The organism is Humibacter sp. RRB41, assembly GCF_022761015.1.
Taxonomy (GTDB): domain Bacteria; phylum Actinomycetota; class Actinomycetes; order Actinomycetales; family Microbacteriaceae; genus Humibacter.
In genome coordinates, this window is record NZ_JAKWJQ010000002.1 from 178,044 (window position 1) to 204,000 (window position 25,957).

General features: G+C 65.4%; 29 protein-coding genes and 1 pseudogene. 13 read left to right on the forward strand and 17 right to left on the reverse strand.

Annotated features, from left to right (window positions below):
• Nucleotide 1 precedes the first annotated feature (1 nt).
• A complete protein-coding gene (locus MJ603_RS06635; RefSeq protein WP_243062905.1) occupies nt 2–427 on the forward strand; it encodes a cytochrome c oxidase subunit 4 in 426 nt (141 codons plus the stop codon).
• Between the two features lie 104 nt (nt 428–531).
• Here the strand turns inward: MJ603_RS06635 and MJ603_RS06640 are convergent, their stop codons facing one another.
• The 6 genes and pseudogenes from MJ603_RS06640 to MJ603_RS06660 form a co-directional block, all read right to left on the reverse strand.
• Nucleotides 532–1,185: a methyltransferase domain-containing protein gene (locus MJ603_RS06640; protein WP_243062906.1), complete on the reverse strand. Its 654-nt coding sequence runs from the start codon at nt 1,183–1,185 to the stop codon at nt 532–534.
• Between the two features lie 39 nt (nt 1,186–1,224).
• Nucleotides 1,225–1,359: pseudogene (locus MJ603_RS18860) on the reverse strand (putative RNA methyltransferase); the annotation flags it as partial.
• 30 nt (nt 1,360–1,389) lie between these two features.
• Nucleotides 1,390–2,997, reverse strand: coding sequence for a ubiquinol-cytochrome c reductase cytochrome b subunit (locus MJ603_RS06645; RefSeq protein WP_243062907.1), 1,608 nt, complete (start codon nt 2,995–2,997; stop codon nt 1,390–1,392).
• A complete protein-coding gene (locus MJ603_RS06650) occupies nt 2,994–4,064 on the reverse strand; it encodes a ubiquinol-cytochrome c reductase iron-sulfur subunit (protein WP_243062908.1) in 1,071 nt (356 codons plus the stop codon). Before MJ603_RS06650 ends, MJ603_RS06645 begins: the two co-directional genes overlap by 4 nt.
• A 42-nt stretch (nt 4,065–4,106) precedes the next feature.
• A complete protein-coding gene (locus MJ603_RS06655; protein WP_243062909.1) occupies nt 4,107–4,916 on the reverse strand; it encodes a cytochrome c in 810 nt (269 codons plus the stop codon).
• A 23-nt stretch (nt 4,917–4,939) separates the two neighbouring features.
• A complete protein-coding gene (locus MJ603_RS06660; protein ID WP_243062910.1) occupies nt 4,940–5,608 on the reverse strand; it encodes a heme-copper oxidase subunit III in 669 nt (222 codons plus the stop codon).
• Between the two features lie 113 nt (nt 5,609–5,721).
• On the opposite strand from MJ603_RS06660, the gene trpD reads away from it, so the two are divergent.
• The 4 genes from trpD to dhaM are packed head-to-tail and all read left to right on the forward strand — an operon-like array spanning nt 5,722 to nt 9,139.
• Nucleotides 5,722–6,771 carry an anthranilate phosphoribosyltransferase gene (gene trpD, locus MJ603_RS06665; RefSeq protein WP_243062911.1) on the forward strand — a complete coding sequence of 350 codons (1,050 nt, stop codon included), beginning with the start codon at nt 5,722–5,724 and terminating at the stop codon, nt 6,769–6,771.
• Between the two features lie 31 nt (nt 6,772–6,802).
• Nucleotides 6,803–7,801 (forward strand): dihydroxyacetone kinase subunit DhaK, encoded by a 999-nt coding sequence (gene dhaK, locus MJ603_RS06670; RefSeq protein WP_243062912.1) that lies wholly within the window; start codon nt 6,803–6,805, stop codon nt 7,799–7,801.
• Nucleotides 7,802–7,808: 7 nt separating this feature from the next.
• Nucleotides 7,809–8,441: a dihydroxyacetone kinase subunit DhaL gene (gene dhaL, locus MJ603_RS06675; RefSeq protein ID WP_243062913.1), complete on the forward strand. Its 633-nt coding sequence runs from the start codon at nt 7,809–7,811 to the stop codon at nt 8,439–8,441.
• Entirely contained in the window at nt 8,438–9,139 is a 702-nt protein-coding gene (gene dhaM, locus MJ603_RS06680) for a dihydroxyacetone kinase phosphoryl donor subunit DhaM (protein ID WP_243062914.1), read from the forward strand. Before dhaL ends, dhaM begins: the two co-directional genes overlap by 4 nt.
• A 48-nt stretch (nt 9,140–9,187) precedes the next feature.
• On the opposite strand, the gene MJ603_RS06685 is transcribed toward dhaM, so the two are convergent.
• Nucleotides 9,188–9,688: an FBP domain-containing protein gene (locus tag MJ603_RS06685; RefSeq protein ID WP_243062915.1), complete on the reverse strand. Its 501-nt coding sequence runs from the start codon at nt 9,686–9,688 to the stop codon at nt 9,188–9,190.
• Nucleotides 9,689–9,922: 234 nt separating this feature from the next.
• On the opposite strand from MJ603_RS06685, the gene MJ603_RS06690 reads away from it, so the two are divergent.
• On the forward strand, nt 9,923–10,735 hold the full coding sequence (locus MJ603_RS06690) for a thioesterase family protein (protein WP_243062916.1): 813 nt from the start codon (nt 9,923–9,925) through the stop codon (nt 10,733–10,735).
• A gap of 29 nt (nt 10,736–10,764) precedes the next feature.
• Here MJ603_RS06690 and MJ603_RS06695 read toward each other — a convergent pair whose 3' ends face one another.
• The 4 genes from MJ603_RS06695 to MJ603_RS06710 all read right to left on the reverse strand — a co-directional run bounded on the left by MJ603_RS06695 (nt 10,765) and on the right by MJ603_RS06710 (nt 13,078).
• Nucleotides 10,765–11,109, reverse strand: coding sequence for a YciI family protein (locus MJ603_RS06695; RefSeq protein WP_243062917.1), 345 nt, complete (start codon nt 11,107–11,109; stop codon nt 10,765–10,767).
• Between the two features lie 148 nt (nt 11,110–11,257).
• Entirely contained in the window at nt 11,258–11,890 is a 633-nt protein-coding gene (locus MJ603_RS06700; RefSeq protein WP_243062918.1) for an NAD(P)-dependent oxidoreductase, read from the reverse strand.
• Between the two features lie 153 nt (nt 11,891–12,043).
• Complete coding sequence (locus MJ603_RS06705; RefSeq protein ID WP_243062919.1) at nt 12,044–12,487, reverse strand: MarR family winged helix-turn-helix transcriptional regulator; 444 nt, start codon at nt 12,485–12,487, stop codon at nt 12,044–12,046.
• A 153-nt stretch (nt 12,488–12,640) separates the two neighbouring features.
• On the reverse strand, nt 12,641–13,078 hold the full coding sequence (locus MJ603_RS06710) for a MarR family winged helix-turn-helix transcriptional regulator (RefSeq protein WP_243062920.1): 438 nt from the start codon (nt 13,076–13,078) through the stop codon (nt 12,641–12,643).
• A gap of 73 nt (nt 13,079–13,151) precedes the next feature.
• On the opposite strand from MJ603_RS06710, the gene MJ603_RS06715 reads away from it, so the two are divergent.
• From MJ603_RS06715 to MJ603_RS06725, 3 genes are all read left to right on the forward strand, one after another.
• A complete protein-coding gene (locus tag MJ603_RS06715) occupies nt 13,152–13,520 on the forward strand; it encodes a VOC family protein (RefSeq protein ID WP_243062921.1) in 369 nt (122 codons plus the stop codon).
• Between the two features lie 180 nt (nt 13,521–13,700).
• On the forward strand, nt 13,701–13,856 hold the full coding sequence (locus tag MJ603_RS06720) for a hypothetical protein (RefSeq protein ID WP_243062922.1): 156 nt from the start codon (nt 13,701–13,703) through the stop codon (nt 13,854–13,856).
• Nucleotides 13,857–14,105: 249 nt separating this feature from the next.
• Entirely contained in the window at nt 14,106–14,666 is a 561-nt protein-coding gene (locus MJ603_RS06725; protein ID WP_243062923.1) for an HdeD family acid-resistance protein, read from the forward strand.
• Between the two features lie 69 nt (nt 14,667–14,735).
• Here the strand turns inward: MJ603_RS06725 and MJ603_RS06730 are convergent, their stop codons facing one another.
• Entirely contained in the window at nt 14,736–16,739 is a 2,004-nt protein-coding gene (locus MJ603_RS06730) for a S9 family peptidase (RefSeq protein ID WP_243062924.1), read from the reverse strand.
• Nucleotides 16,736–17,509, reverse strand: coding sequence for an SDR family oxidoreductase (locus MJ603_RS06735; RefSeq protein ID WP_243062925.1), 774 nt, complete (start codon nt 17,507–17,509; stop codon nt 16,736–16,738). Before MJ603_RS06735 ends, MJ603_RS06730 begins: the two co-directional genes overlap by 4 nt.
• A 191-nt stretch (nt 17,510–17,700) precedes the next feature.
• On the opposite strand from MJ603_RS06735, the gene MJ603_RS06740 reads away from it, so the two are divergent.
• The 4 genes from MJ603_RS06740 (at nt 17,701) to MJ603_RS06755 (ending at nt 20,493) form a co-directional block, all read left to right on the forward strand.
• Nucleotides 17,701–18,171 carry an NfeD family protein gene (locus MJ603_RS06740; protein ID WP_243062926.1) on the forward strand — a complete coding sequence of 157 codons (471 nt, stop codon included), beginning with the start codon at nt 17,701–17,703 and terminating at the stop codon, nt 18,169–18,171.
• Entirely contained in the window at nt 18,168–19,256 is a 1,089-nt protein-coding gene (locus tag MJ603_RS06745) for an SPFH domain-containing protein (RefSeq protein ID WP_243062927.1), read from the forward strand. Before MJ603_RS06740 ends, MJ603_RS06745 begins: the two co-directional genes overlap by 4 nt.
• Nucleotides 19,231–20,037: a glycerophosphodiester phosphodiesterase family protein gene (locus MJ603_RS06750; protein ID WP_243062928.1), complete on the forward strand. Its 807-nt coding sequence runs from the start codon at nt 19,231–19,233 to the stop codon at nt 20,035–20,037. The genes MJ603_RS06745 and MJ603_RS06750 overlap by 26 nt, the downstream gene beginning before the upstream one ends.
• Before the next feature lie 90 nt (nt 20,038–20,127).
• Nucleotides 20,128–20,493 carry an RNA polymerase-binding protein RbpA gene (locus MJ603_RS06755; RefSeq protein ID WP_243062929.1) on the forward strand — a complete coding sequence of 122 codons (366 nt, stop codon included), beginning with the start codon at nt 20,128–20,130 and terminating at the stop codon, nt 20,491–20,493.
• 118 nt (nt 20,494–20,611) lie between these two features.
• Here the strand turns inward: MJ603_RS06755 and lnt are convergent, their stop codons facing one another.
• From lnt to tatA, 4 genes are all read right to left on the reverse strand, one after another.
• Entirely contained in the window at nt 20,612–22,186 is a 1,575-nt protein-coding gene (lnt, locus tag MJ603_RS06760) for an apolipoprotein N-acyltransferase (RefSeq protein WP_243062930.1), read from the reverse strand.
• Between the two features lie 252 nt (nt 22,187–22,438).
• Entirely contained in the window at nt 22,439–24,868 is a 2,430-nt protein-coding gene (locus MJ603_RS06765) for an RNA helicase (protein ID WP_243062931.1), read from the reverse strand.
• 54 nt (nt 24,869–24,922) lie between these two features.
• Nucleotides 24,923–25,669 carry a twin-arginine translocase subunit TatC gene (gene tatC / locus MJ603_RS06770; RefSeq protein WP_243062932.1) on the reverse strand — a complete coding sequence of 249 codons (747 nt, stop codon included), beginning with the start codon at nt 25,667–25,669 and terminating at the stop codon, nt 24,923–24,925.
• Nucleotides 25,670–25,726: 57 nt separating this feature from the next.
• Nucleotides 25,727–25,957, reverse strand: coding sequence for a Sec-independent protein translocase subunit TatA (gene tatA, locus MJ603_RS06775; protein WP_243062933.1), 231 nt, complete (start codon nt 25,955–25,957; stop codon nt 25,727–25,729).

Sequence of the window (25,957 nt, forward strand, 5' to 3'; positions counted from 1 at the left end):
CATGCGGACCAGCGCGACGGTTTTCTGGATCATCACGATCTTCTTCTTCCTGATGGCGATCACGTACACGGTCTGGGCGTGGTTCTACTACCCGCACCACGCGATCGAGCCGGTGGGCACGGTGGCGCTCACTCTGACGGGCGTACTCGGCGCATTCATCGCCTTCTTCCTGACGCGTACACACGCGACGCAGGGCGGCGTGGAGCTTCCCGAAGACCGTCTCGATGCGAACATCGACGATGGCGACCCGGAGCTTGGACACTTCAGCCCGTGGAGCTGGTGGCCCTTCATGCTCGGCCTGTCGATTGCGCTCGGTGCGCTCGGAATCGCCGTCGGTTGGTGGATCGTTCCGATCGGTGGGGCTCTCGCCGCCGTCAGCCTGGTGGGTTGGGTGTACGAGTACTACCGGGGCTTCTTCGCACGTTGAGATAGCCGTGACGCAGTGACGAAGGGGACCTCCTATGGGGGTCCCCTTCCTCGTTTCCACTGCTGAAACAACAGGGATCGGTTCGCTCCGGTGCCGTGCTCGGCCTAGAGGCAGGAGAAACGCAGCACGTCGACGGCCACGGTGACCGCGTGCGGCAGAGCGCTGGTGGCGGCGTCTCCGTGCGCATGATGGGCCGATGGCCCCATGGCGCGCAGAGCGATCGCCGTTTCGTGCGAGATCGCGAGTCGATAGCGAACGGTGCTGGAACGCTCGAGCCGGAAGTGCGGGGCAAGATCCTGGGCGAGCCGCTGTGACTTGTCGGGTGGCACGTCGAGCATGGGAAGTGCGCGTCGAAGCTCGATCAGATGATCCTGTTGCGGGGTGGCGACGATCAGATGGCCGTCGTCGGTGAGAAGTCGACGGAACTCACCAGGGTTCCTGGGCGCGAAGACGTTGATGATGGCGTCAGCGACCCCGTCACGCACCGGCAATGGACGCCAAGTGTCCGCCACCAGTCCGTCCGCCTTGTCTCTGCCGAGCTTGCGCACACTACGGCGCACCGCCTCTTGGGCGATATCGGCGGCAAGTACTCGGGCGGTGGGGGAAAGAAGCGGCAGGAGTGTAGCGGAGTAGTGCCCTGTGCCGCAGCCGGCATCGATAACCCGCTCAGGGCGTGCTAGAGCGGCATTCTCTGCCACAACATGGGCTACGGCGTCATACGCTCCCGAGTCGAGCAGTTCGGCGCGCGCATCGAGCATCTGCGGAGTGTCTCCCGCGATGCGAGGCTGTGAGGCGAGCAGGCTCACGTAGCCGTGCTTGTTGCTGTCGAACCGATGACCCTCGTCACAGCCCAGGACGAGCGGTGGAGCGTCGTGCAGTGGGCGGAAACAGATCGGGCATCGAAGCCACTCCGACAGTGTCGTGAGGGACATCGATGCCCGATCGAGTCGGTTCGCCGGCCGTCAGTGGTGCCCGTGCCCGGACTCGATCTCGCCCTTCGTGATCGGTTCGAGACGGTCTTCGAAGAGCCAGCGCGACATTCCGGCACGCAGACGGTTCACGAAGGTGATCTTGCCGCGCGAATTCGGCCGGAGCATCAGAGGCTGGTAGGTGTCGTAGCTCACCAGACGCCAGCGCTCGTACTCGTCGAGCTGCTCGTGCACCTCGATGAACTCGCCACCGGGAAGCTTGACGATGCGGCCGGACTCGTAGCCGTGCAGCGCGACCGAGCGATCCTTCTTCTGCAACGCGATGCAGATGCGTTTCGTGATGAAGTACGCGACGATCGGGCCGAGGATGAGCGTGAACTGCAGGGTGTGGATGACACCCTCCATCGTCAGTTTGAAATGCGTCGCGATCAGGTCGGAACTCGCCGCAGCCCACATCGTCCCGTAGAACGTGACGCCGGCCGCGCCGATCGCGGTGCGCGTTGCCTGGTTGCGCGGCCGATCCAGAATGTGGTGCTCGCGCTTGTCGCCGGTGACCCACGCTTCCACGAACGGATAGATGGCGACGACGACCAGGAACACTACGAGGATCAGCACGGGAACGATGATGTTCCACGACCACGTGCGATCGAGCCACACGAATTCCCAATGCGGTGGGATGAGTCGCAGCATGCCGTCCGCGAACCCGATATACCAGTCCGGCTGAGTTCCTGCGGAGACCGGTGATGGGTCGTAGGGCCCGTACAGCCAGATCGGGTTGATCGTGAAGAGCGACGCCATCAGTGCGACGACACCGAACACGATGAAGAAGAAGCCGCCGGCCTTCGCCGCGTAGACGGGCAGGATCGGGAACCCCGAAACGTTCTGCTGCGTGCGCCCAGGACCTGCGTACTGCGTGTGCTTGTGCACGACGACGAACACCAGGTGCAGAGCGATGAACGCGACGACGAGGGCCGGCAGCAGCAGGATGTGGAGGGTGTACAGACGCCCGACGATGGCTGTGCCAGGGAACTCTCCGCCGAACAGGAGGAACGAGATCCAGGTGCCGACCACCGGGATGCCCTTGATCAGGCCGTCGATGATGCGGAGACCGTTGCCGGAGAGCAGATCGTCGGGAAGGGAGTACCCGGTGAACCCTTCTGCCATCGCGAGAACGAAGAGTGTGAAACCGATCACCCAGTTGAGCTCGCGAGGCTTGCGGAACGCACCCGTGAAGAAGATGCGCAGCATGTGCAGGCCGATCGAGGCCACGAACAGCAACGCCGCCCAGTGGTGGATCTGACGGACCAGAAGCCCGCCGCGGATGTCGAACGAGATGTTCAGCGTCGAGTTCATCGCTGCGGACATCTGGATGCCCTTCAGCGGCACCCAGGAACCGTGGTAGATCACTTCGGCCTGCGAGGCCTGGAAGAAGAACGTCAGGAACGTTCCGGTGATCAGGATGACGATGAAGCTGTAGAGCGCGATCTCACCGAGGAGGAACGACCAGTGGTCGGGGAAGATCTTGCGGCCGAACTCCTTGACCACGCCCGAGATGCTGGTGCGTTCGTCGATGTAATTCGATGCAGCTGCAGTGAAGCTGCGCTTCTTGGCCGTGGTTTCAGCGGCAGTCGTGGCGGTCAATGACGCTCCCAGAAACTCGGCCCGACGGGCTCGTGGAAATCACTCTGTGCGACGAGGTAGCCGTCGGCATCGACTTCGATCGGCAACTGCGGCAGCGGCCTGTTGGCCGGACCGAAGATGACCCGCGCCTCGTGGGTGATGTCGAACTGCGACTGATGACACGGGCAGAGCAGATGGTGGGTCTGCTGCTCGTACAGGGCGACAGGGCATCCAACGTGCGTGCAGATCTTCGAGTACGCGACGATGCCGTCGTACGCCCAGCTCTTGCGGTCGGGTGACGGGTGCAGGTCTTTAGGCTCGAGGCGCATGAGCAGCACCGCGGCCTTGGCCTTCTGATCGAGAGCGTCTTCCTTGTCGTTGAGACCCTCTGGGATCACGTGGAACACGGAGCCGAGTGTGACGTCGGATGCTCTGATGGGAGTTCCCGAGGGGTCCCTCGTCAGGCGCATGCCCTTCTTCCACATGGTGTGGGAGAGCAGTTTCACAGGGTCTTCGTTCATCGGGCCGAGACCGCGGAACAGCACGATGGCCGGAAGCGGGAACGCGACCAGTGCGCCGATCAACGAGTTGCGGATCAGAGTGCGCCGCCCGAAGCCCGACTCTGCATCGGCCTCCTGGAAGATCTCGACGGCGCGCTCCCGCGTCTCGTCCGTGCCCTGCACGGGGTGCCGGATGTCGATGCCTTCTTTGTCGACCATGAGCGCCTTGGCCCAATGGACGGCGCCGAAACCGATCGCGAGCAGCGCGAGGGTCATCCCGAGGCCGATCGCGAGCGTGCTGATGCGCAGATCGGAGATCTTTCCCGACTCGATCGGGAACGCGATGTATGCGGCGATCGCCCAGATGCTGCCGACGATCGACAGGTAGAAGAGCGTGTAGATCGTGCGCTCGGCACGACGCTGTTTGCGCGGGTCCTTGTCGGTGATCCGCGCACGGTGCGGCGGGAAGCCGGGATTCTCCACCGCGTCTTGCACGATCACTGCCGTACCGGCATCGCCGGGGCGGTGGTCGACGGCCGACGAGGCGGCGGGCGTGATCTCCGTGCCGCCGTTATCGTCCTGTGCCATTGCTCTCCTTCTCGCGCTCGTGTGCCTTCAGCACGACGCGCATCAGTTCGACTTCGCCGTGATCCAGACCGTCAGTGCGACGATCGAACCGAGGCCGAAGATCCAGATGAACAGACCCTCTGCCACCGGCCCGAGGGAACCGAGCTCGAAGCCGCCGGGAGACGGGTTCGCCTGGATGAATTGCAGATAGGTGATGATGTCGCGCTTGCCCTCTGGCGTGATGTTCCTGTCGTTGAACACCGGCATGTTCTGCGGGCCGGTGACCATGGCCTCGTAGATGTGCTTTCCGGTGACACCGGTCAGCGGGGGAGCGTACTTGCCCTCGGTCAGAGCACCGCCGGCGCCTGCGACGTTGTGGCACATCGCGCAGTTCACGCGGAAGAGCTCGGCGCCCTTTGCCGCGTCGCCGTTGCCGTCGGTCACGTCTCGGAGGGGGATGGACGGCCCCGGACCGAGCGAGGCGACGTAGGCCGCCAGCTGATCGGTCTCCTTCTGCGAGAACTGAGCCGGCTTCTGCTCGGCCTGCGGGCCGGACATGGCCATCGGCATACGGCCGGTGCCCACCTGGAAGTCCACTGCAGCTGCGCCGACGCCGATCAGGCTGGGCGCGGCATCCGTGCCCTGTGCCTCGATGCCGTGGCAGCTCGCACAGTTGGCCTGGAAGAGTTGCTTGCCGGCGGTGACGTCACTCGCGCTGGATGTCGTGGCATCTGCGCTCGAGCCGGTCGCGTTGAACGTGGCGTAGGCGCCGCCGGTCAGCCCCAGCCCGATCACGATCAGCGCGACCGTGGCGAGAGGATGCCTGCGCCCGGCCTTGCGCTTGCGAGCGTTCTTCTGCTTTGTCTCGCGCATTTGAGGTGCTCTGCTCCTGATTTCTATTTGAGGACGTAGATGACCAGGAAAAGCCCGATCCACACGACGTCGACGAAGTGCCAGTAATAGGAGACGACGATGGAGCTCGTTGCTTCCTTGTCTCCGAACCTCTTCACGGCGAAGGCGCGACCGATGACGAAAAGCATCGCGATGAGTCCGCCAGTGACGTGGAGGGCGTGGAATCCAGTGGTCAGGTAGAACGCGGATCCATAAGCGTTGGAGTCGATCGTGATGCCCTCACCGATGAGGGTCGCGTACTCGACGACCTGGCCTGCGACGAAGATGGCGCCGAGGGCGTAGCTGAGCGTGAACCACTCGACCATGCCCCACTGGCGAGGCCTCCAGCCGGTGGAACGAGCCTGCATCCGCTCGGCGGCGAAGACGCCGAACTGGCAGGTGAAGGAACTCGCAACCAGGATCAGGGTGTTCGTGAGCGCGTAGGGAACGTTCAGGTGCGCGGTCTCGGCTGCCCACAGCGGCGCCGACGTGGAACGCAGCGTGAAGTAGATCGCGAACAGACCGGCGAAGAACATCACCTCGCTGCCGAGCCAGACAATCGTTCCGACGGCAACCGTATTGGGACGGTTGATCGTCGGCACCGTAGCCGAGGGAGAAATCGAGGTGCTCGTCACGTGTCCATTATGGCCGATTTCGTGAGGCCGTTTTCGCATTAGCGCGCCGAATGCGGCCGATATCGCCGCTTCGCCGCTCAGCGGCTCCATCGCCTCGGCCACGTGAGCAAGCTCCCGCGGCTCTCGGCTCAGTCGCCGATAGGATCGCTCTCATGGCGGAAACCCGGACCTGGCCGACGATCATCTCCACCGTGCTCGAGGGTGAACACCTGAGTGTTGCAGACGCTGCGTGGGCCATGGAACAGGTGATGACAGGGCAGGCAACGGATGCCCAACTCGCCGGTTTCCTGGTCGCCCTCCGCACCAAGGGCGAGACCGTCGACGAGATCGTCGGCTTCCGCGACGCGATCCTCGAGCACGCACTGCCGCTCCCGCTGGACCCGATGGCGCTCGACATCGTCGGAACGGGTGGTGATCGATTCGGGACCGTCAATGTTTCGACCACGGCCTCGATCGTCGCCGCAGCCTCCGGCGTGCCCGTGATCAAGCACGGGAACCGTGCGGCGAGCTCGCGATCGGGTTCGTCCGACGTGTTGTCAGCCCTCGGGCTCGACCTCTCCATGTCGGCGGAGCGCGTCGCCGAGATCTTCCGCACAGCTGGAATCACCTTCGCGTTCGCGTCGATGTTCCATCCGGGATACGGGAATGCGGCAGCCGTACGCCGCGAGTTGGGCATTCCGACCGTGTTCAACATCCTCGGTCCGCTCATCAACCCGGCTCGACCGGAGGCATCCGCCGTCGGAGTCGCCCAACTGGATCGTGTTCCGCTGATCGTCGGCGTGTTCCAGACCAGGGGCGCGACGGCTCTCGTGTTCCGAGGAGACGACGGGCTCGATGAACTGTCGACGACGGGCCACAGCCACGTCTGGGAGATCTCGCGCGGGCTCGTGACGGAACACGACATCGACCCGCGCGATCTCGGCATCGAGCGGGCGAGCATCGACGACCTCAGGGGCGGGGATGCCGCCCACAATGCCGCAGTGGTCAGGGGCGTGCTCGGCGGGGAGAAGGGTCCGGTGCGCGATATCGTGGTGCTGAACGCGGCCGCTGGCCTGGTCGCGTTCGAGCTGGCAGCCGACCCGTCCAGCGGGCAGAGGAGCATTCTCGACCGTTTCGCGGAGAAGATCGCGGTGGCGAGCGAGGCGATCGACTCGGGTGCGGCGATCGCGAAGCTCGATGAATGGATCGCCGTGGCGCGATGATGCTGATGACTTCGCGTGGGGGGAGACGAGCGTGAAGAAGCTGGTCAACGATCCGCGGCGGTTCGTCGCAGAGTCGCTCGCGGGCTTCGGGGCAGCGCACGGCGACATCGTGCGGGTGAACGAGACTCCGGCGTATGTCGTGCGCAGAGCGCTCGTCGCCGGAAAGGTCGGCATCCTCTCCGGCGGAGGCAGCGGGCACGAACCACTGCACGCGGGATTCGTGGGTCTCGGGATGCTCGATGCCGCGGTCCCAGGGGAGATCTTCACTTCGCCGACGCCCGATCCCGTGCTGGAGGCGACGCGCGTCGTCGACCAGGGCACTGGCGTTCTGTACCTGGTGAAGAACTACACCGGAGACATACTCAACTTCGAGACCGCCGCGGAATTCGCCCAGGCGGAAGGCATTCTCGTGCGCACGGTCGTCGTCGACGACGACGTCGCCGTACAGAACTCCGAGTTCACCGCCGGGCGCCGTGGCGTAGCCGGAACCGTCTTGATCGAGAAGATCGTCGGCGCGGCAGCTGAACGGGGCGACGATCTCGAAGAGCTGGCGGGCCTTGCCGCGCGACTGGTGGCATCCGTTCGCTCGATGGGGGTCGCGATCGCGCCTCCGACCGTGCCGCACTCCGGCATGCGCAGCTTCGAGTTGAACGACGACGAGGTCGAATTCGGCATCGGCATCCACGGCGAACGCGGCAGAGCCAGGACGGCGATGGCGCCCGCGGACGAACTCGCAGATGCCGTGCTGGATGCGGTTCTCGACGACCTCCCACGACCGGCGGGGGCGCGCGTGATCGCTCTCGTGAACGGCATGGGGGCGACACCGGTCGCCGAGCTTTACGTCATCTACCGTCGTGTCGCTGAGCGACTCGGTGAGATCGGCGTGGAGATCGCCCGGTCGCTGGTCGGGTCCTACGTAACGTCGCTCGACATGGCGGGGTTCTCGGTGACCCTGCTGACCGTGGACGATGAGCTGTTGCGACTGTGGGATGCGCCAGTGCGCACCGCCATGTTGCGCTGGGGAGGATGAGGGACACATGAGTCTGGATGCCACATGGGTCGTCGCATGGATGACTGCCGCCGCAGCTGCGATCGCCGATCAGGCGCCCACTTTGAACGACTTGGACCGTGCGATCGGCGACGGCGACCACGGCGAGAATATGAATCGCGGATTCACCGCGGTACGCGACGCGGTGCGTGAACTGCCCGACGGTGCACAACCCGCCGAGGTGCTTCGCGCCTCGGCGATGAAGCTGATCTCGTCGGTGGGCGGGGCGGCGGGACCGCTTTACGGAACAGCTCTGCTGCGGGCATCCGACGCGGTCGCCGGACTGTCGGAGGTCGATTCTGCGCACGTCCTGGCGCTGCTCGAGGCGGCCTTGGGTGGCATCGAGGACCGTGGACACGCTGCACCTGGCGACAAGACCATGGTCGACGCCTGGTCGGTGGCGGTGGATGCCGCTCGTTCCGCTGTCGCGGAGGGACGAACCTCCGCCGAGATTCTCGACGCCGCTGCCGACGGGGCGGAGTCGGGCGCTGAGACCACGGATGCGATGCTGCCGCACAAGGGACGCGCGAGCTATCTCGGCGAGCGAGCCGTCGGCCATCGTGACCCGGGTGCCGTTTCGACGGCGATCATCCTCCTGGCAGCTGCGGAAGCCGCGAAGTGACCGCCGCGACCGACCGTCGGCTGGTCTCGCTCGTCGTGGTCTCGCACAGCGACCTCATCGCCAAGGGGGTCGCTGAGGTCGTTTCCCAGATGAGTCCTGACGTTGTGGTCGAAACTGCCGGAGGAACACCGCTCGGGGGTGTCGGCACCGATGTCGAGCGTGTGATGACGGCGATCCGGAGCGCCGAGAGGGGCGCAGGAGTCGTCGTTCTGACCGATCTCGGCTCGGCGGTGCTCAGCGCCGAGACGGCGCTCGAGCTGCTGGGTGATGACGACGTGGTTGCGGTGAAGATCTCCGATGGCCCGCTGGTCGAGGGTGGCGTCGCCGCCGGTGTGCGTGCCCAGACCGGAGGCGATGTCGACGACGTGCTTGCGGCATCCCTGGCACACGTCGTCACACGGCCTGCAGACTCGCCGACCTCACACGAGGATGGCGGCAGCGGCTACCTACGCACGGCCACCCTCGTCAACGCCGACGGATTGCACGCCCGTCCGGCAGCGGAGTTCGTGAAGCTCGCGACGAGCCTCGGCGTGAAGATGACGGTGAACGGCAAGGACGCCAGGAGCCTGCTGGGCATCCTCTCCCTCGGCCTGGCGCAGGGGGCGACCGTCGACATCGCCACGGATGACCCGGGGGGAACCGCCGCGGTGGACCGTCTCATCGAGCTCGTCGAGTCGGGTTTCAGCGGCCAACGGTGACGACCGGGGCGAAGGTGAGCAACGCCACCGCAACGAATGAGCTGGAGGTCACCGCGTCTCGTCTCCCTCGAGCACGCGTCTCGCGAATGCCGTGATGTGCTCACGAAGGGCTGCGACGCGCTCGAGGCGGGCCGCCTCGACGTCGAATCCCAGGTAGGCGACCGGAGGGAGGCGACGCACGTTCCGCGCGCACTCGAACTTCGCGCAGGCCAGCGTGCCGATCGTGTTGCCGTTTCGTCCGGCGGCTCCTGCACGCCGCGCACTGTAGAACACGACGTCGTTCGGTAGATGCACGTCTTCGCACCAGGAACACTGAGGGCGGGCACGGTGCGGGGCGTCTCCTTGGCGCAGCAGTATGCCCGTCGGCGTGCCGTCGAGGTCGACGACGACGTAGCCGAGGCTCGGGTATTTGCGGTCTCGCCACCCGAGGAAGTCGAGTGAATCCCAGTCGAGCTCGTTGAAATCTGCGGGAAGAGAGAGGTTCTTGCGTTCGCGGAGGGACGCGTTGACGAAGGATGCGCGAATGGTCGCGTCGGTCAAGGGGAGCATGAATCGAGCCGTTCTGGTGATGTCGCAGGCACGTCGGCGTGCGAAGTTCTCACATGACAGCGCAGGAGGATACCTGCGAGTTTCAAACAAAAATCCTGATCATATGGAGAAACTGTCGCTATCTCGGCTCGGCGTCGAACGCGCCGCAAACCTCCGAACGCCCTTTGGGCATCGTGGAAGAGCCGAAATGATTCACCAGTCAAGACTAGAACACAGCGCCTTTAGGCTGGTCTGGTGCAACGGAACGGCGAGCCTTCGGCCTACTTCGAGCGAGTCGGGCCCGACCTCTACCGGCCGACCACTCATGCAGGGGGAGCGTGGAACGAGGGCGAGATCCATTTCAGCCCGCTCGGTGGTCTGATCATTCATCAGATGGACCGCCATCGTGCCGCCGAGGGCAGGGGAGGGGATCGCAAGGCTCTCGCTCGTGTCAGCTTCGACATCCTGGGATTCCTCGCAGCGGATGTCTGCGACGTGCAGGTGCGCACGATTCGGCCGGGCCGAACGATCGAGCTCGTCGAGGCATCCGTGATGATCGCGGGCCGTGCCGCGGTTCTTGCCAGGGCGTGGTTCGTTGCGGACAACGACACGGCCGCGATCGCGGGGGGCGAGGGCTCGCCCATGGCAGCCCCCGAGACCTGCACGCCATGGTTGATGGGCGAGACCTGGCCGGGAGGCTATGTGGCATCGGTCGAGATTCGCACCGACGGCCCTCCGTTACCCGGCCGTGCGCGCGCGTGGCTCCGCACCGAGAACGCCGTCGTCGCCGGCGAACCGAGCACTCGGCACGCTTCATTCATCGCCCTGGTGGACACGGCCAACGGTGTCGCGGTACGCACGCCGCCGACCGAGTGGATGTTCCCCAATCTCGACCTCACCATCCATCTTTTCCGCCAGCCGGCGGGGGAGTGGGTCGGGCTCGACACGACGGTCACGTTCGGGCCGGCGGGTCACGGCCTCACCAGTACCGTGCTTCACGATGAACGCGGAGCGATCGGCCGTGCCGAACAGATCCTCACGGTGCGGCCGATCGCGATGACCGACTGAATCGTCGAACGGCGGCAGGGAGGCGATTGTCAGAGGACCTGCCGCACCTCGACCTTGCGGTTGCAGGCCTTCGAACCTTCTGCCGCCAATTTCAGGGCCGCGTCGTGATCGGCGGCTTCGATGATCCAGAATCCCGCGACGAACTCCGTGGACTCCACGTAGGGCCCGTCGGTGAACTCACCGGCGTTGTCCCTATTGTCGATGACCGTCGCTGCGTCGGGGGCGCCCAGTCCGCCTGCGAAAACCCAGTTTCCGTCGGCGATGAGCCTTTCGTTGTAGACGTCGATCGCGGCCATCTCAGCGGCCGTCGCGGATTCCGACCTTCCGGCCGCTACGGCTTGTCCGTTGTCGATCACGCACACCAGAAACTGCATCTCAGGTCATCTCCCATGGCTCGTGGTTGTCGTGAGCGGTTGCTCACCACTACGTCGAACGACTTCGCCCCGATTCGACATCGTCGCCCCGATTGTTCCGGCAACTCGTGGCGAGAGTCTGAGATTCGCCCTCGGACGAGCGTCCGATCTACTTGGAATCGGTGACGACGACGATCCGCCTGATGAAGGTGTCTTCCACGGCGGAGCGGAGGAGGAAGTCGGCGACGCTCGAGCGCGAGGTCGAGGGGAGGATCGGCAGTTTCGTGACGTCATCCAGGGCGACCGCGGAGTAGCGGGTGCTGTCCCGGTCATTCAGTGCACCAGGGTACTCGAGGGTCCACTTCAGATCGCTGGCGCGCAAGAGCACTTCCGATGCGGCCTTGTCTGCGTATTTCTTACGCAGAGCGGTACGGAAGATCAGTCCAGCAAGGAACGAGGCCTTTGCCAGCGAGTCTCCGACACCGAATGCGGACACCATGACGAACCGGTCGACGCCGGAGGTCTTCGCGGATGCGACGACGGCGCGGACCATATCGGTGATCAGCGTGGGGGTTTCGCGGATGTTCTTGGCACCGAGCGCGCTGATGACCGCATCATGCCCGCTGGCTGCCGTCGCGATCGTGGCGGGGTCCGTGACATCTCCGCTGACGATGCGAGCGCGCGGGTCGACGTCGGCATCGGCCTTTCGAACGAGAGCGGTGACCTCGTGTCCCTGGTCGAGTGCCTTTTTCACGAGGGGGATGCCGGTACGGCCGGTCGCTCCGAGGACAAGAAACTTCACGATAGGTTGCCTTCTTTTGAAGGGCGGACGGTGTCGATGCAGCCGTCCACCGTTGGAAATCGTCAGGATCATTGACGATAATAGTCAGAGAATCTGACTATTGTCAAGACGAGTCGAAATCCCTCGAGGTCCGTCCGGCTCGGTGCGGCCGGTTCACCGTCCGTAGGTGTCGGTGATCTCGCGGAGCTGGTCCAGGATCTCTTGCAACAACGTGAAGTTGCGGGTGCCCAGGTAGTCCTTCCATTCCGAGAGGATCTGGTCGAGAGTCGCCTTCGCCACCTTGACTGCCCGCTGGCCACGGTTCTCGATCACGATCAGCCTGGCGCGGCCGTCCGTGGGGTCAGGAACTCGGCGGACATAGCCGAGGTGTTCCAGTTGGTCGACCAGCACGCCTGCGCTCTGCTTGCTCATTTGCGCCTGGTCCGCGAGGTCCGTGAGGCGAGATCCGTCCGCGGCGACACGTTGAAAGACCCTGCACTGGGCGAGGGTCCAATCATCGAACCCGGCGTCCTGGAGAGCCCGGAAGATCCGGTCCTCGGTGTATCGATACGGGATGAACAACGACACCCCTAGATCCATCCGCTGCTCGTCGCCCATGACGCTGACTGCTCCAATCGCCCGTTCTGATCCCACGAGGTGCGTCTCGTGTCGACGCAGAGCTTCTGCTGAACAAGGTTGGTAGTAAAGATACCTGATTATATGGACGGGCTGGAGAGTCGACGCCCATGGGGAGATGATCCGAACGAGATCTCAGTCTCTGAGGGAACGGATCATGCTCTGCAGAATTGCGAACGCACCCGACTGCTCGGCCTGGGTCATGCCGCTCAGCATCCGGATCTCGACGGACCGGACTGCAACTGTCGCTTTCGCGAGGCTCCGGCGACCGCGTGACGTGAGCCGTGCGGGAAGGACCTTCCCGACGGATGCCTGCGCCGGCCTGGTCACGTACCCGTCTCGTTCCAAGGTCTGAAGCAGCACGTTCATCGACTGTCTTGTCACGAACGTGCCTCGCGCCAGCTCGGAGTTGGACAGGCCAGGGCGCTGTGCGAGCAGCTCGAGGCAGGAGTAGTGCGTCACGGTCATCCCCAGCGGCCGCAGTACCGCGTCCATGGCGACGTGAAGGGCGCTCGACGCCTCCTTCAGCAGATAGCCCAGTGAGGTCTCGAGGTGGACTCCGTCTTGACTCATGTCAGTATTCTGACATAGATTGATTGTTGTCAGATAACTGACACATCGATAGACGACTCGAAGGAACTTCACAATGCCCGCCACCGGCCCCGACTTCATCTCCTTGCAGGTTCGCGATCTGGATGCCTCGCAGGCGTTCTACGAGCAGTACCTCGGCCTCGTCCGCTCTCAGGCCGGCCCTCCACATGCTGTCGTCTTCGAGACGACGCCGATCGCATTCGCTCTGCGCGACATCGTTCCTGGCACGGATCTCGCGTCCGTCGCCCAGCCCGGCATCGGTGCCGCGATCTGGCTCCATGCCACCGACGTGCAAGCCATACACGACGCTCTCGTCGCCGACGGCCGCACGATCGTTGCGGCCCCGATCGACGGCCCGTTCGGTCGCACGTTCACCTTCGCCGATCCCGACGGCTACCAGGTCACGCTCCACGACCGCGCCTAAGACGTCGTCTTGCCCACGGATGCTCTGCGGAAAACGCGAGCTGGGGGGGGGGCGAACGGCGCGGCGTCACGGCGCTCTCATTCCGGCGTCGTCCTGGTCGCGTGGCGCGTTTGCCGCGGGCAGGGGAGTGGAAGGAGGATCGCCCTGGCGACATCCGGTTGAGTTCCAAGGGTAGACACCATGGGTATTGTCGAGGTTGACGAACGGATGTCCCTGATCGGATCGTCGGGTCACCCCAGGCGAAGGAAGCCTGGAGGCGGAGGAGTCGGCGACGGGGCAGTGGCATCCGATCTCGTCACGGATGGCACGTTCGGCAATGACACGATCGGGAACTGACATAATGTGCATTATCGGACACAAGACCTGGCGCTGAGAGGGGCTGGGTCGGTAGCTCCAGAGCTTCGGGCGCATACACCCACAGTCACGCGCATTTTCACGTTCGCACTCCGGTGCTCGCTCCGGATCTGCGGTGCGTCACATTCGCACGATGTAGGCGAATACGGGCGTTTCCGTCCCCACCCGGTGGCTTTCTCCCCTATGCTCGGCCTGTAATTCTCAGGTTCCTCACAGGAAGGGTGGACCCCCATGTCCGCTGAAAGTCCGGCCGCCAAAACCGCGGTCAATGGCATCCGTACCGCCTTCGGCGTCGGCGGTCTCGTCGCGCTCATCGTCGGCATCATCATTCTGGTCTGGCCCGGTCACGCGGCCGTGGCTCTGACTGCCATCGTCGCTATCTACGCCATCGTCGGAGGCCTCGTTTACGGCGGCCTCGGAATCTTCTCGAAGACGATGGGCGGCTGGTCCCGTGTCGGGCACATCATCCTCGGCGTTGTCTTCATCGTCGCCGGCGTGATCGCGCTGTTCAATCTGGGTCACACTGCGGTCTGGCTCGCGCTGTTCATCGGAATTCTGGTCGGCATCATGTGGATCGTCGAGGGCATTGTGGCTCTGACCACGCTCGGCGCCTCGGACTCGAGGGGTTGGACGATCTTCTTCGCGATCCTGAGCATTATCGCGGGCATCATCCTGCTGTTCTCGCCGCTCTGGGGCGCGATCGTGCTCTGGTGGCTGCTAGGTATCTCGCTCGTTGTGCTCGGCATCATCCAGATCGTGCGTGCGTTCACCTGGAAGGGTGCCGCCGCCTGAACACAGGCAGGCACGACGAAGGCGCCGGGACGGATGTTCGCCCGGCGCCTTCGTCGTCTCGTCGAAGTCTCAGCGCCTGGGATTCGCCGCAGAAGGCAGGGTGCGAGCCCACCAGTCGAGGATGATGTCGAATCGCTGCTGCCTGTGACGCGGACGCCCGGAACGGCTGAGCTCGTGATCCTCACCGGGGAACACCACGAGCTCCGTCTGGACTCCCCCGCGCTTCAAGGATGCGTAGTAGCGCTCCGCCTGCCCGAGAGGGCAGCGCAGATCATTCTCGGAATGCAGCACAAGCGTCGGAGTGCGCACGTCTCCGACGTGCGCCTGCGGGCTCTGCGCCGCGATCTGATCCGCATCGACCCCGTTGTACTCCTCGCCGAAGAACGACCCGATGTCGCTCGTGCCGAAGAAGTACTCCGGGTCGAGGAAGCCACGCTCCACGATCGCGCCGGCGAACCGATGGTCCTGTGCGATGGTCCATGCCGTGAGGTATCCGCCGTACGAGCCGCCGAGAATTCCCAGACGGTCCCCGTCGAGCTGCGGATGCTCCGCGACCGCCGCGTCGAGAAAATCGAGCACGTCGTCGAGGTCGACAGTTCCCATCCGTCCCTTGATGGCGCGACCGTGTTCCTCGCCGTACCCGGCGGAGCCGCGCGGATTGCAGTAAACGACCGCGTAGCCGGCATCCGCGTAGATCTGGGACTCGTCGAAGAGGTGCACCGAATACTGCGCGAACGGGCCGCCGTGGATGTTCAGCAGCACCGGATGGGGACCGTCACCCTCGGGGAGCACGACCCAGCCATGCACCGGATACCCGTCGCGTCCGGTCGTCTCGAACTCGATGGGCGACCGAATGCCCGTCGCCCGCACATCGGCTGAGAAGTCCGTCAGCACTCGAACGTCATCTCCGTCGAGCACGGCGAGGTCGCCGAACGTCGACTCCGACTGGAACGAGAACACCACGCTCTCCCCCGCCGCCGCGACACCTGTCACCTCGCGGTCGGCGACCAGCACGGATGCCTCGCCGTTGTCAGAGACGGCCAGCAGCGTCACACGACCACGCTCGGTGTTCTGTACGAGCACACCCCTGGTCGTGAGGACGACGGTGCTGCCCGTGAGGTCGATCGTCTCCGCGTCCGTGAGCCTGCGCGGCTCGGCTCCGGGCGTCGGAACGACGTACAGACCGGAGTTGCGGGCGACGAAGTCGCGACCCGACTCCCCCACGCTCTGCGCGATGAAGTAGAGGGCGCCGTCGTCTCCGAACGCCACCGAACCCGGACCGTCCGAGATCGACAGGTCGGCATCCGCTCCGACGGCGACGATCGGGTCGCCGCCATCCACAGGCACGAGAGTCACGATGCTGCGCAGATCGTCGTCGGCACCCGGATGCCCGTCCGAGACGACGGCGACGAGCCTCCCGTCGGCCGAAAAAGCGATGCCGCCATGCTCGGCGTCGTCCTCCGTGAGTCTGCGCGGCTCGGCGACCTCGTCGAGCTTGTCGGCGGCGCCGGCAGCGGATGCCACCGGCTGCACGACAGGAGCCGACGTGACATCGGGTGCATCGACCACGAACACTTGCGTACGCCTGTCACGCAGCCAGCCGAGGCCGTTTGCGGTGTAGCGGTAGGTCGTGACGCGACGCGGCGGTTCCGCGGAGGCATCCACGCCCTCGACGGTGCCGTAGCGGCCCAGTTCGGGATCGCGGGACACGAAGGCGAGCCTGGAGCCGTCGCAGGCCCAGACGAAATCGGAGACCCCGAGCTTTCTGTCCGTCACCTTCACCGGCTCGCCGCCCGCAGTGGCGAGCACGTGGAGTTGAGGTGGTTTGCCCGGCTCGGCACGGAGGAACGCAATGGCCGATCCGTCTGGCGAGAAGCTCGGCGAGCCGTCCCGGAAGCCGCGGGTGATTCGACGGGGCTCCACGCCGCCCTTGACCGCGACCGACCAGAGCTGGCCGACGTAGGAATCCGCATCGAGATCGGGGTGGGTGGCCGCGACGACGGCTGTTCCACCGTCGGGGCTCAAGGTAGGGCGCGAGAGCGAGACCAGGTGAACGATGTGCTCGGCCTTCATGATCGGGCTCCTTCGCCGAAGTCGCTCACGTCACCGATCAATCGCGTGTTGTCCGACGGGATCGGATCGACCGCGGCCGAAGCGACCTCCGCAGCGAACTCGCTCACGTTGTAGAGCCTACCGGCCGACTCTTTGCGGGCGCTGATGGCGCCCGGGTTCGCGCGCTCGAGAAGCGTCGCGGTGATCGTTCCCTCGATCATGTCGCCGGAGACGACGACGAAGCCGATGCCGCGGGCATTCAGGTCGGGGATCAGCTCACGCAGGGCGTCTTCCCCTGCTCGCTTGCTGAGGGCGACGGGCTCGTACTCCGGCATCGTCGGCGTCGTTCGGATGAAGTGCGCCTGGTGGCTGGTGACGAACACGACTCGGGAACCCTCTCCGAGCAGCGGCAGCGCGGACTTCAGCACGTTCACCTGGGCGTCGCGGTTCAGCAGCATCGCGTAGTCGGCCGCCATGCCCGACTCCATTCCGCCAGAGGCGTTCAACACCAGGATGTCCAGCCCGCCCCACTCCTTCTCGATCGCGGCGAACAAGGCCGCGACGGACTCGGGGTCGGTGAGGTCCGCTCCGACGACGAGGGTGGAGCCGCCGGATGCCTCGATCGAGTCGGCGAGCTTTCGCGCTCGCGCCTCTTTGTTGCGATAGTTGATGGCCACTTTCGCACCGGCCTCTGCCAGGTAACCGACGGTGTCGGCCCCGATTCCGCGCGACGAGCCCGTGACGAGGGCGCGCTTTCCGGCGAGGGAAGACGTGGCGAGGGGGTTGCTCACGATGGAATGCTCCTTCGAGTGTGACGATGGCCCGGCCGCGGGCACCAAGACAGTATCTCAGGCCCGATAGCGGCTCGGCGGCCCATCCGGCCGACGACAGTCGTCCACTGCGATCGAGAATCTCGCAGTGCGGTTGCGGGGTACAGGCAGCATCCTGGTAGCGTCGGGGTCACCACGGAGGGAGCAACGACATGGATGTCGTTTCGTCGTTCGCCTGGATCGGCTGGCTCGTGCTGATCCTGGTGTTCGTGATCATCGAGATGCTCACTCTCGATTTCATCTTCCTCATGCTGGCGATCGGATCACTCGGTGGCCTCCTCAGCGGCTTGTTCGGCCTGGACTGGTGGGCTCAGCTGATTGTGGCCGCCGTTCTCTCGGTACTGCTGCTCTTCCTGTTGCGTCCGCCGTTGTTGCATGCGCTTCGCAGAGGCGGCGATCCCGCACGTAGCAACGTCGCGGCGCTGCTCGGACAAGAGGGCAAGGTCGTCCAGTCGTTCGGCGGCGAGGACAAAGGTCTCGTGAAGCTCGCCAACGGCGAAGTCTGGACATCCAGACTGGGCGGCACGGCTTCCGCCCCTGTGCAGCCAGGCGAGTTGGTACTCGTCACCAAGATCGAAGGGGCGACGGCCTTCGTCGTACCCAAGGAGAGCTCAACCACATGACAGATACGGAGTCGCTCGTCGTGCAGATCATCGTCGGCATCATCGTCCTGATCGTCGTCATCTTCGTGATCGTCACTCTGGCAAGGGCGATCAGGATCGTGCCGCAGGCCAGGGCCGGGGTCGTGGAGCGGCTGGGCCGCTATCACAAGACGCTTACCCCAGGGCTCAACATCCTCGTACCGTTCGTCGACCGGTTGCGGCCTCTGCTGGACATGCGCGAACAGGTGGTGAGCTTTCCGCCACAGCCGGTGATCACCGAAGACAACCTCGTCGTCTCGATCGACACTGTCGTCTACTTTCAGGTGACGGATGCGCGTGCCGCGAGCTACGAGATCGCCAACTACCTCGGCGCGGTCGAGCAGCTCACCACCACCACCCTCCGCAACGTGGTCGGCGGGCTCAACCTGGAGCAAGCACTCACGGGTCGCGACAGCATCAACAGCCAGCTGCGCGTGGTGCTCGACGAGGCGACCGGCAAGTGGGGAATCCGCGTCAGTCGCGTGGAGCTCAAGTCCATCGACCCGCCAGCGTCGATCATCGACTCGATGGAGAAGCAGATGCGCGCAGAGCGTGATCGTCGTGCGCTCATCCTGACGGCGGAGGGTACGAAGCAGTCGGCCATTCTCACGGCGGAAGGCAACCGGCAGGCCGCGATCCTGAACGCCGAGGGCAGCGCGCGCGCCGCGGTGCTGGTCGCCGAGGGTGAAGCGAAGGCGATCGAGACGGTGTTCACCGCCATCCACGAGGGAAATCCCGACAACCTGCTGCTGGCCTACCAATACCTGCAGACCCTTCCGAAGATCGCGGAGGGCGCGTCGAACAAGCTCTGGTTCATCCCGAGCGAACTCAGCGAGGCACTGCGCGGTATCGGCGAAGGGTTCGCATCGATGGGCAAGCGCCCGCCTGGAACACCGTCGGCGAAGAAGTCCTATGCGGATCTCGACCGCATCGCGGCAGAGACCGCCGATCTGCCGACCGAGACGCCGATCGACAAGCTCATCGACACCCCGGTCGAGAAGCTCATCGACACGCCTCCGGCAGAACCGACCACTCCCCCGGATGCGCCCGCGCCAGGAGATGCCTGACCAGCCCGCCTTCTTCGACGGGGAGCCCCCGCGGGTCATCGCCCACCGGGGGCTCGCGTCGAACGCGCCGGAGAACACTATCGAGGCGTTCCGCGCGGCTCTGAACGCCGGCGCGGACATCCTCGAGACCGACGTGCACGCCAGCTCGGACGGCGTGGCTGTGATCTGCCACGACGACGATCTCGTGCGAATGGCCGGGTCAGCCCGCTCCGTCGAACAGCTCACGCTGGCAGAGCTGCTCGCCCTCGAGCTCACCGGTGGAGGACGTCTGGCGACCCTCTCGGAGGCGCTTGAGATGTTGCCCGGCGCGCGTTTCAACATCGACGTGAAGACCGATGCGGCCGTCGAACCCGCCGTCAAGGCGATCCGGGCAGCAGGGGCCGAAGCGCGCGTGCTCGTGACGGCATTCGACCAGCGCCGGCGTCGGCGGGCTGTGAAGGCCCTCGGCGCGGTGGCCACCTCCGCCTCGACGCCGGGGGTGGTCGTCTCGATGCTCGGCACCTGGCTGCACCTCGGCGTGCTGGTACGGCTGGCGCTGCGCGATGTGGACGCCGTGCAGGTACCGCTGCGGCAGGGGCGCGTGGCGGTTGTCTCTCCCGCCTTCGTGCGGGCCGTGCACAATGCCGGCCGAGAGGTGCACGTGTGGACGATCAACGAGCCGGCGCAGATGCGCCGGCTGCTCGAACTGGGCGTCGACGGCATCATTTCGGACCGCTGCGACCTGCTCTCAGACACCGTCGAAGCCGTCCAGAAAGCAGGTGCCGTGAGGAAAATCACCTGAAAGGAGGCTGAATCCCTGCGCGCGCCGGGCAGAGAACGCCCAGCTTGACGGTTTATAAGTGTGGATGCATCGCGAGAAGGGGACCACACAATGGCAGATCGCAGCTTGCGGGGTATGAGACTGGGCGCCCAGAGCTTACAGAGCGAAGAGGGTGTCACTTTTTCTGCCCGCACCACCTACACCTACAAGTGCGCGTCGTGCGACCGGGATACTGAGGTCGTGTTCGCCGCAGACGCAGAAGCGCCCGAGACCTGGGAGTGCAAGTACTGCGGTCACGAGGCCACGCTGCTCGTGAACGACGCACCGGTCGAGATCGACCGCTCCGACGTGAAGGCACCGCGCAGCCACTGGGACATGCTGCTCGAGCGTCGCACCCGTGCAGAGCTCGAGGAGTTGCTCGAAGAGCGTCTCGCGTACCTGCGCGCCCGCCGTGGCGAGCACAAGATCGGCGCCTGAGCTCGAACGATTCGAACACGGCCTGCCAACCGGCAGGCTGTGTTTTTTCGTGCGCCCGCGGGAGTGGACGGCATACGGGACCATGGACCGCGGTTGTCCCCGCAGCCTGAGGATGCGTTCAGCGACGGCGAGAGCGCCTGCGCGGCATGGTCACGGCCGCCACCACGACAGCACCGAGTCCGAGCCCGCACACGAGCACCTCTATGGCCCTGCTGAGCAGGGTGGCGGGCGTTGTCGTCGTGCCGAGCGGTACATCCGTCAGCATGGCTCCCGGTCTATAAGCCGGGATCTGGTCGATGGTGCGGCCGTCCGGATCGATGATCTGGCTCGTGCCCACCGTGGAGATGTTGACGAGACTCCTGCCCGTCTCGATCGCCCGCAGCCTGGCGATCGCCAGCTGCTGCATGTTCTCTTTCGTGCGACCGAAGTCGGCGTTGTTCGTCTGCGCCAGAATGACCTGTGCGCCGCCGTTCATCATGTCGGTGGTGAGCTGGTCGTCGACGATGTCGAAGCAGATCGAGATGCCGGCCTTGACGCCGTTCACGTCGAAGACGTTCGGCCGAGTGCCAGGCGTGTACTGGCGCTGGATGAGGCCGAGCAGGCTGGGAGCGAACGGCAGCCAGAACGAACGATCGGGAACGTACTCGCCGAACGGCACAGGGTGCTTCTTGTCGTAGTACGCGACAGCGCCCTTGCCGGCCTTCCAGAGCAGTGATGTGTTGTAGTACTTCCCGTGCCGATGCGTGATGGTGCCCACGATCATCGGCGCGCCGAGCTGGGTGCTGAGGTTGTTCATCACGGCAGCAGAGGAATAGTCGCTCGTCGGATCGATGTCGGCGCTGCCCTCCGGCCACACCACCATGTCGACCTTCTTGCCGATGAGCGGGATCGTCGCCTTGATCTGAGCGTTCATCACGTCGCCGGGGTGCGCGTGATCGAAGTATCCCGCCGGCCCATTGCCTTGCACGGCTGCGATGCGCGTCGTACCCGAGGTCGCCGCGGGCCACAGCGGTACGGCGAGCACGAGGGCGATCGCACCGAGTGCCAGCGCGACGCGCGGCCACGGACGTGCGGCGGGGGCATCCGTGCGCTTCTCGCGAAGCCAGACGAGAGGATGTCCGCGGTAGCGCACGCATTCGATCGCCAGGGCGACGAGCCAGACCATCAGGAACGAGACGCCGGCGATGCCGAACCACGCGACGAGGTGCGCCAGCGGGCTCTGCGACTGCGAGAGGGCAGCTCTCCCCCACGCGAAGCCGCCGTACGGCCAGTTGCCGGAGGCCCACTCGCGGGCCGTCCACACCCCCGCCACGGCGACAGGCAGGAGGCCGAGGCGGCCTGCGGCGCTCGGGAACGCGCGAGGGATCCAGCGGTACGCCAGTGTGATCACCAGCGCTGCGACCGCGAAGAACAGGGACTCGAAGATCGACAGGGCGACCCACGGGACCGGTCCGAGGTAGAGCGCCGTCCACGACACCTGCGTGAGGTAGAACGCGAGACCGGAGCAGAACCCGACCAGCAGGCCACCGCCTGCCGATCTGCCGATCAGGGGAAGAAGCATGAGCGCGAGTCCGACGAACGCCAGAGGCCACCAGCCGATCGCTGGGAACGCTCCGTCGTAGACGACTCCCCCGCCTGCCCCGACGATGACCGCCAACCACAACGGAAGAAGCGGGCGGGGTGGCTGACTCACGAAGATCGAGCATAGGGGACGTGGCCATGCATGCCCCGGGAGCTGCAGGGCGCTCGGCCCGGTGGACTACGGACTGGCCCGCCCACTGTGCAACAGGCAGATCTCCCGAGAGCAGGCAGATCCTGCCTGTTGTGCGGAGGAAGGCGCTTTCCTGCCTGTTTTCGCGGGAGGCGGCGGTGCGGGTGGCGGCGGCGCGTGGACGGTGGGGCGGGGGCGGTGGGGCGGGGGCGGTGGGGCAGGGGCGGAGGATGCTCAGGCGACGCCCGAGTATGCGACGATGCCCCTGCGTACCGACAGCAGTGCGTCGCGGGCGACGGCGGCCAGGGGTCCGACGGCCACACCGGAGAGTTGGTCGAGCAGATCGATCACCTGCTTCGCCCAGCGCACGAAGTCACCGGCAGGCAGGTCCGCCTCGGAGAGAACCGTCGCGAGCGGGCGGCCGGATGCCCACTGATGCATCGCGATGCACAGCGCCGTCGCGAGCGGTTCGCTTCCCGGCAGACGGTTCTCGCGCTCGAGATCGTCGAGGCGCGACCAGAGGTTCTCCGTCTTCTGCAGCGCCTCGCGAAAGGCCCCGCCGGGGAGGAAGCGCTCGGCTGGGTTCGGCTCGTCACGTCGCGGCTCGAAGACGAGGGCGCAGGCCATCGCCGCGAGGCCGGGAGCGTCCAGTCGATCCCAGACGTTGCGGCGAAGGCACTCCGCGACGAGCAGGTCGCGTTCGCCGTAGATGCGAGCGAGCGTGTGGCCGTGCTGCGACGGTGCCAGCGTGCCGTCGTGCTCGAGGAGATAACCCAGTTCGATGAGCACGTCGGTGACGCGGTCGAAGACCGTGGCGACGGCGCCGGTGCGGTGCTGGATCTGGCGGGTGAGGGCATCCGTCTCGCGCTTCAGGCGCCACCAGCGCTCTGCCCATCTGGCGTGCTGCTCGCGCTCAGCGCAGCCGTGGCACGGATGCCGCTTCATGCGCCGGCGCAGGTCGGCAAGTTCGCGGCCGCGCCGCTCCCTCGCTGCCGCGCTCTGCGATCCCGATTTCGCGTTCGCCCGCTCGAGATCGCTGAGCTGCCTGCGCAGGGCCGCGTACTCACCGAAGTCGCCGAGATGGCACTGCATCGCACGCTCGTAGCCCGCCAGCGATTCCTCCTGCTTGCGCACGGTGCGCGCGAGGTCCACCACGGCACGATCGGCCTGATATTGAGCGAACGACGACTCGAGTATTTCCCTTGTGCGCTCTCTGCCGAACTGGGCGATGAGGTTGACCGCCATGTTGTACGTCGGGCGAAAACTCGAGTTCAGCGGATAGCTGCGCCTCGACGCGAGTGCGGCGACCGCCTGCGGATCCAGACCGTCGCGCCACTGGATGACGCAGTGTCCCTCGACATCGATGCCTCTGCGTCCTGCTCGGCCGGTCAGCTGGGTGTACTCCCCCGGCGTGATCGGCACCCTGGCCTCGCCGTTGAACTTCTCGAGCTTCTCGAGAACGACGGTGCGCGCCGGCATGTTGATGCCGAGTGCGAGAGTCTCGGTGGCGAACACCACCTTCACCAACTTGCGCCGGAAGAGCTCCTCGACGACCTCCTTGAACGCGGGAAGGATACCGGCATGGTGCGCAGCGACGCCACGCTGCAACCCCTCGAGCCACTCCCAGTAGCCGAGCACGGCGAGGTCCTCGTCCGCGATCGTGCGGCAGCGTTCCTCGGCAACGGCGCGGATCTCGTCGCGCTCGTGCGCCTCGGTGAGACGGATTCCCGACCGCAGCACCTGCGACACCGCTTGGTCGCAGCCGGCACGGCTGAACACGAACACGATCGCCGGCAGCAGGTTGCGGTCATCGAGCAGACGGATGACCTCGGAACGGTCGAGCCGTCCGGAGTCCGGCCGCGCTCCCCTGGAATGGCGGCGTCCGCGATCGCTGAACTGGCGAGAACCCGACGGCCGACCGCCGACGCGCGCCATCTGCACGAGTTCCGGATTCACCCGGTAGGCGGCGCCCCGTGAGGCCGATTCGAAGAGGTCGACCAAGCGCTGGCGCACCAGCACGTGCTGCTCGAGCGGAACGGGCCTGCTCTCCGAGACGATCACATCCGTGTCGCCTCGCACTGCCTGCAGCCAGTCCCCGAACTCCTCGGCGTTCGAGACCGTCGCGCTCAGCGAGATGAGCCGCACCTCGCTTGGCAGGTGGATGATGACCTCCTCCCAGACCGCGCCGCGGAAGCGGTCGGCGAGGTAGTGCACCTCGTCCATCACCACGTAGGCGAGATCCTGCAACAGGTCGGACTCCGCGTAGAGCATGTTGCGCAGCACCTCGGTGGTCATCACGACCACGCGGGCGCCGGCGTTCACGTTGGTGTCGCCGGTGAGCAGGCCGACGGCATCCGTGCCGTATTCGTCAGCGAACTCCTGATACTTCTGGTTGGACAGCGCCTTCATCGGTGTGGTGTAGAACACCTTCGCGTTCGGCTGCGCCATCGCAAGCGCCACGGCGAACGCTGCGACAACGGTCTTGCCGGCGCCGGTCGGCGCCGCGACCAGCACGCTGCTGCCGTCCTCCAGGCTCGCGCAGGCCTCGAGCTGGAACGGATCGAGGTCGAAGCGCTGCCACCGCTGGAACTCGTCGAGTCGCGGATGCCCGTTTCGGGTGCGCGACGCGGCGAACCGTTCGGCGGGCGAGAGCTGGTCGGTCATGCCATCAGACTACGGGCGCGTGCCCGCGGGGATGGCGGCCACCGCCCGAGCGCCTCAGGTGGCGAGTTCCGTCTCGATGTCGGCGCTCTGCTTCTCGATGCGACGGTCGTGCAGCCATGCCACGACCCACGACAGGACGTACAGCACCACCAGCGGCAGTGCCAGCAGGAACATCGAGATGACATCGGCGGACGGTGTGGCGATCGCCGTGAAGACCATGATCGTGAGGATGGCCCAGCGCCACGACTTGATGATGGCCTTCGCGGAGATGACGCGCATGAAGTTCAACAGCACGATGAACACCGGCAGCACGAACGCGATGCCGATGACGATGATCAGCTTGAGCACGAAGTTGAAATAGTCGGACGCCACCAGCAGCGTCGTCTCACCGCTCGGCACGAAGCTGGTCAACACCCCGACGATGTGGGGAACGACCCACCATCCGGCCGCGCATCCCGCGAGGAACAACGGAACAGCGGTGAAGAAGAACCCGAACGTGTACCCCTTCTCTTTGCGAGACAGGCCAGGGGTGAGGAACGCGAAGATCTGGTACAGCCACAACGGCGACGTGATGATGATGCCGATGTAGACACTCAACTGCAGCTTCAGATCGAATGCGGCTGTGACATTCGGCCAGTTGATGCTTGCATGTTGCGACTTTGCAATCTCATGCACTGGGAGGCTGATGGCATCCCATACATACGGCTCCAGGAACCAGCCGGCGATCGCGCCGACCACGATGCCCCCGGCAATCCAGAAGAAGCGGTTCTTCAGCTCCCTGAGGTGTGCCCCCAGGGACATCCTGCCGTCAGGGTTCCTGCTGCCGCGCTTGGTTCGAGCGGCGGTGGTCACGGCCGGCTAGATCTTGTCAGCGGGCTTATCAGCCGCTGCGGACTCGGACGTGGCGTCGGCCTTGGCCGCGTCTGCTGCCTCGTCGTCCTTCTGGCTCTCCCGGATCTCCTTCTTGAAGATGCGTGTGGACTGGCCGATGCTCCTCGCCAGAGCGGGAAGGCGTGTGGCACCGAACAAGAGCACGATGATGAGCAGAATGATCCAGATGTGCCAGCCGCTGAACAGATCGCCAAGCAT

Coding starts and splice junctions, on each gene's coding strand:
- MJ603_RS06635 (WP_243062905.1), top strand. CDS start 2: ATGCGGACCAGCGCGACGGTTTTCTGGATCATCACGATCTTCTTCTTC.
- MJ603_RS06640 (WP_243062906.1), bottom strand. CDS start 1,185: ATGCTCGATGCGCGCGCCGAACTGCTCGACTCGGGAGCGTATGACGCC.
- MJ603_RS06650 (WP_243062908.1), bottom strand. CDS start 4,064: ATGGCACAGGACGATAACGGCGGCACGGAGATCACGCCCGCCGCCTCG.
- MJ603_RS06655 (WP_243062909.1), bottom strand. CDS start 4,916: ATGCGCGAGACAAAGCAGAAGAACGCTCGCAAGCGCAAGGCCGGGCGC.
- MJ603_RS06660 (WP_243062910.1), bottom strand. CDS start 5,608: ATGCGAAAACGGCCTCACGAAATCGGCCATAATGGACACGTGACGAGC.
- trpD (WP_243062911.1), top strand. CDS start 5,722: ATGGCGGAAACCCGGACCTGGCCGACGATCATCTCCACCGTGCTCGAG.
- dhaL (WP_243062913.1), top strand. CDS start 7,809: ATGAGTCTGGATGCCACATGGGTCGTCGCATGGATGACTGCCGCCGCA.
- MJ603_RS06685 (WP_243062915.1), bottom strand. CDS start 9,688: ATGCTCCCCTTGACCGACGCGACCATTCGCGCATCCTTCGTCAACGCG.
- MJ603_RS06695 (WP_243062917.1), bottom strand. CDS start 11,109: ATGCAGTTTCTGGTGTGCGTGATCGACAACGGACAAGCCGTAGCGGCC.
- MJ603_RS06705 (WP_243062919.1), bottom strand. CDS start 12,487: ATGGGCGACGAGCAGCGGATGGATCTAGGGGTGTCGTTGTTCATCCCG.
- MJ603_RS06710 (WP_243062920.1), bottom strand. CDS start 13,078: ATGAGTCAAGACGGAGTCCACCTCGAGACCTCACTGGGCTATCTGCTG.
- MJ603_RS06715 (WP_243062921.1), top strand. CDS start 13,152: ATGCCCGCCACCGGCCCCGACTTCATCTCCTTGCAGGTTCGCGATCTG.
- MJ603_RS06720 (WP_243062922.1), top strand. CDS start 13,701: ATGGGTATTGTCGAGGTTGACGAACGGATGTCCCTGATCGGATCGTCG.
- MJ603_RS06725 (WP_243062923.1), top strand. CDS start 14,106: ATGTCCGCTGAAAGTCCGGCCGCCAAAACCGCGGTCAATGGCATCCGT.
- MJ603_RS06730 (WP_243062924.1), bottom strand. CDS start 16,739: ATGAAGGCCGAGCACATCGTTCACCTGGTCTCGCTCTCGCGCCCTACC.
- MJ603_RS06740 (WP_243062926.1), top strand. CDS start 17,701: ATGGATGTCGTTTCGTCGTTCGCCTGGATCGGCTGGCTCGTGCTGATC.
- MJ603_RS06745 (WP_243062927.1), top strand. CDS start 18,168: ATGACAGATACGGAGTCGCTCGTCGTGCAGATCATCGTCGGCATCATC.
- MJ603_RS06750 (WP_243062928.1), top strand. CDS start 19,231: ATGCGCCCGCGCCAGGAGATGCCTGACCAGCCCGCCTTCTTCGACGGG.
- MJ603_RS06755 (WP_243062929.1), top strand. CDS start 20,128: ATGGCAGATCGCAGCTTGCGGGGTATGAGACTGGGCGCCCAGAGCTTA.
- MJ603_RS06765 (WP_243062931.1), bottom strand. CDS start 24,868: ATGACCGACCAGCTCTCGCCCGCCGAACGGTTCGCCGCGTCGCGCACC.
- tatC (WP_243062932.1), bottom strand. CDS start 25,669: ATGTCCCTGGGGGCACACCTCAGGGAGCTGAAGAACCGCTTCTTCTGG.
- tatA (WP_243062933.1), bottom strand. CDS start 25,957: ATGCTTGGCGATCTGTTCAGCGGCTGGCACATCTGGATCATTCTGCTC.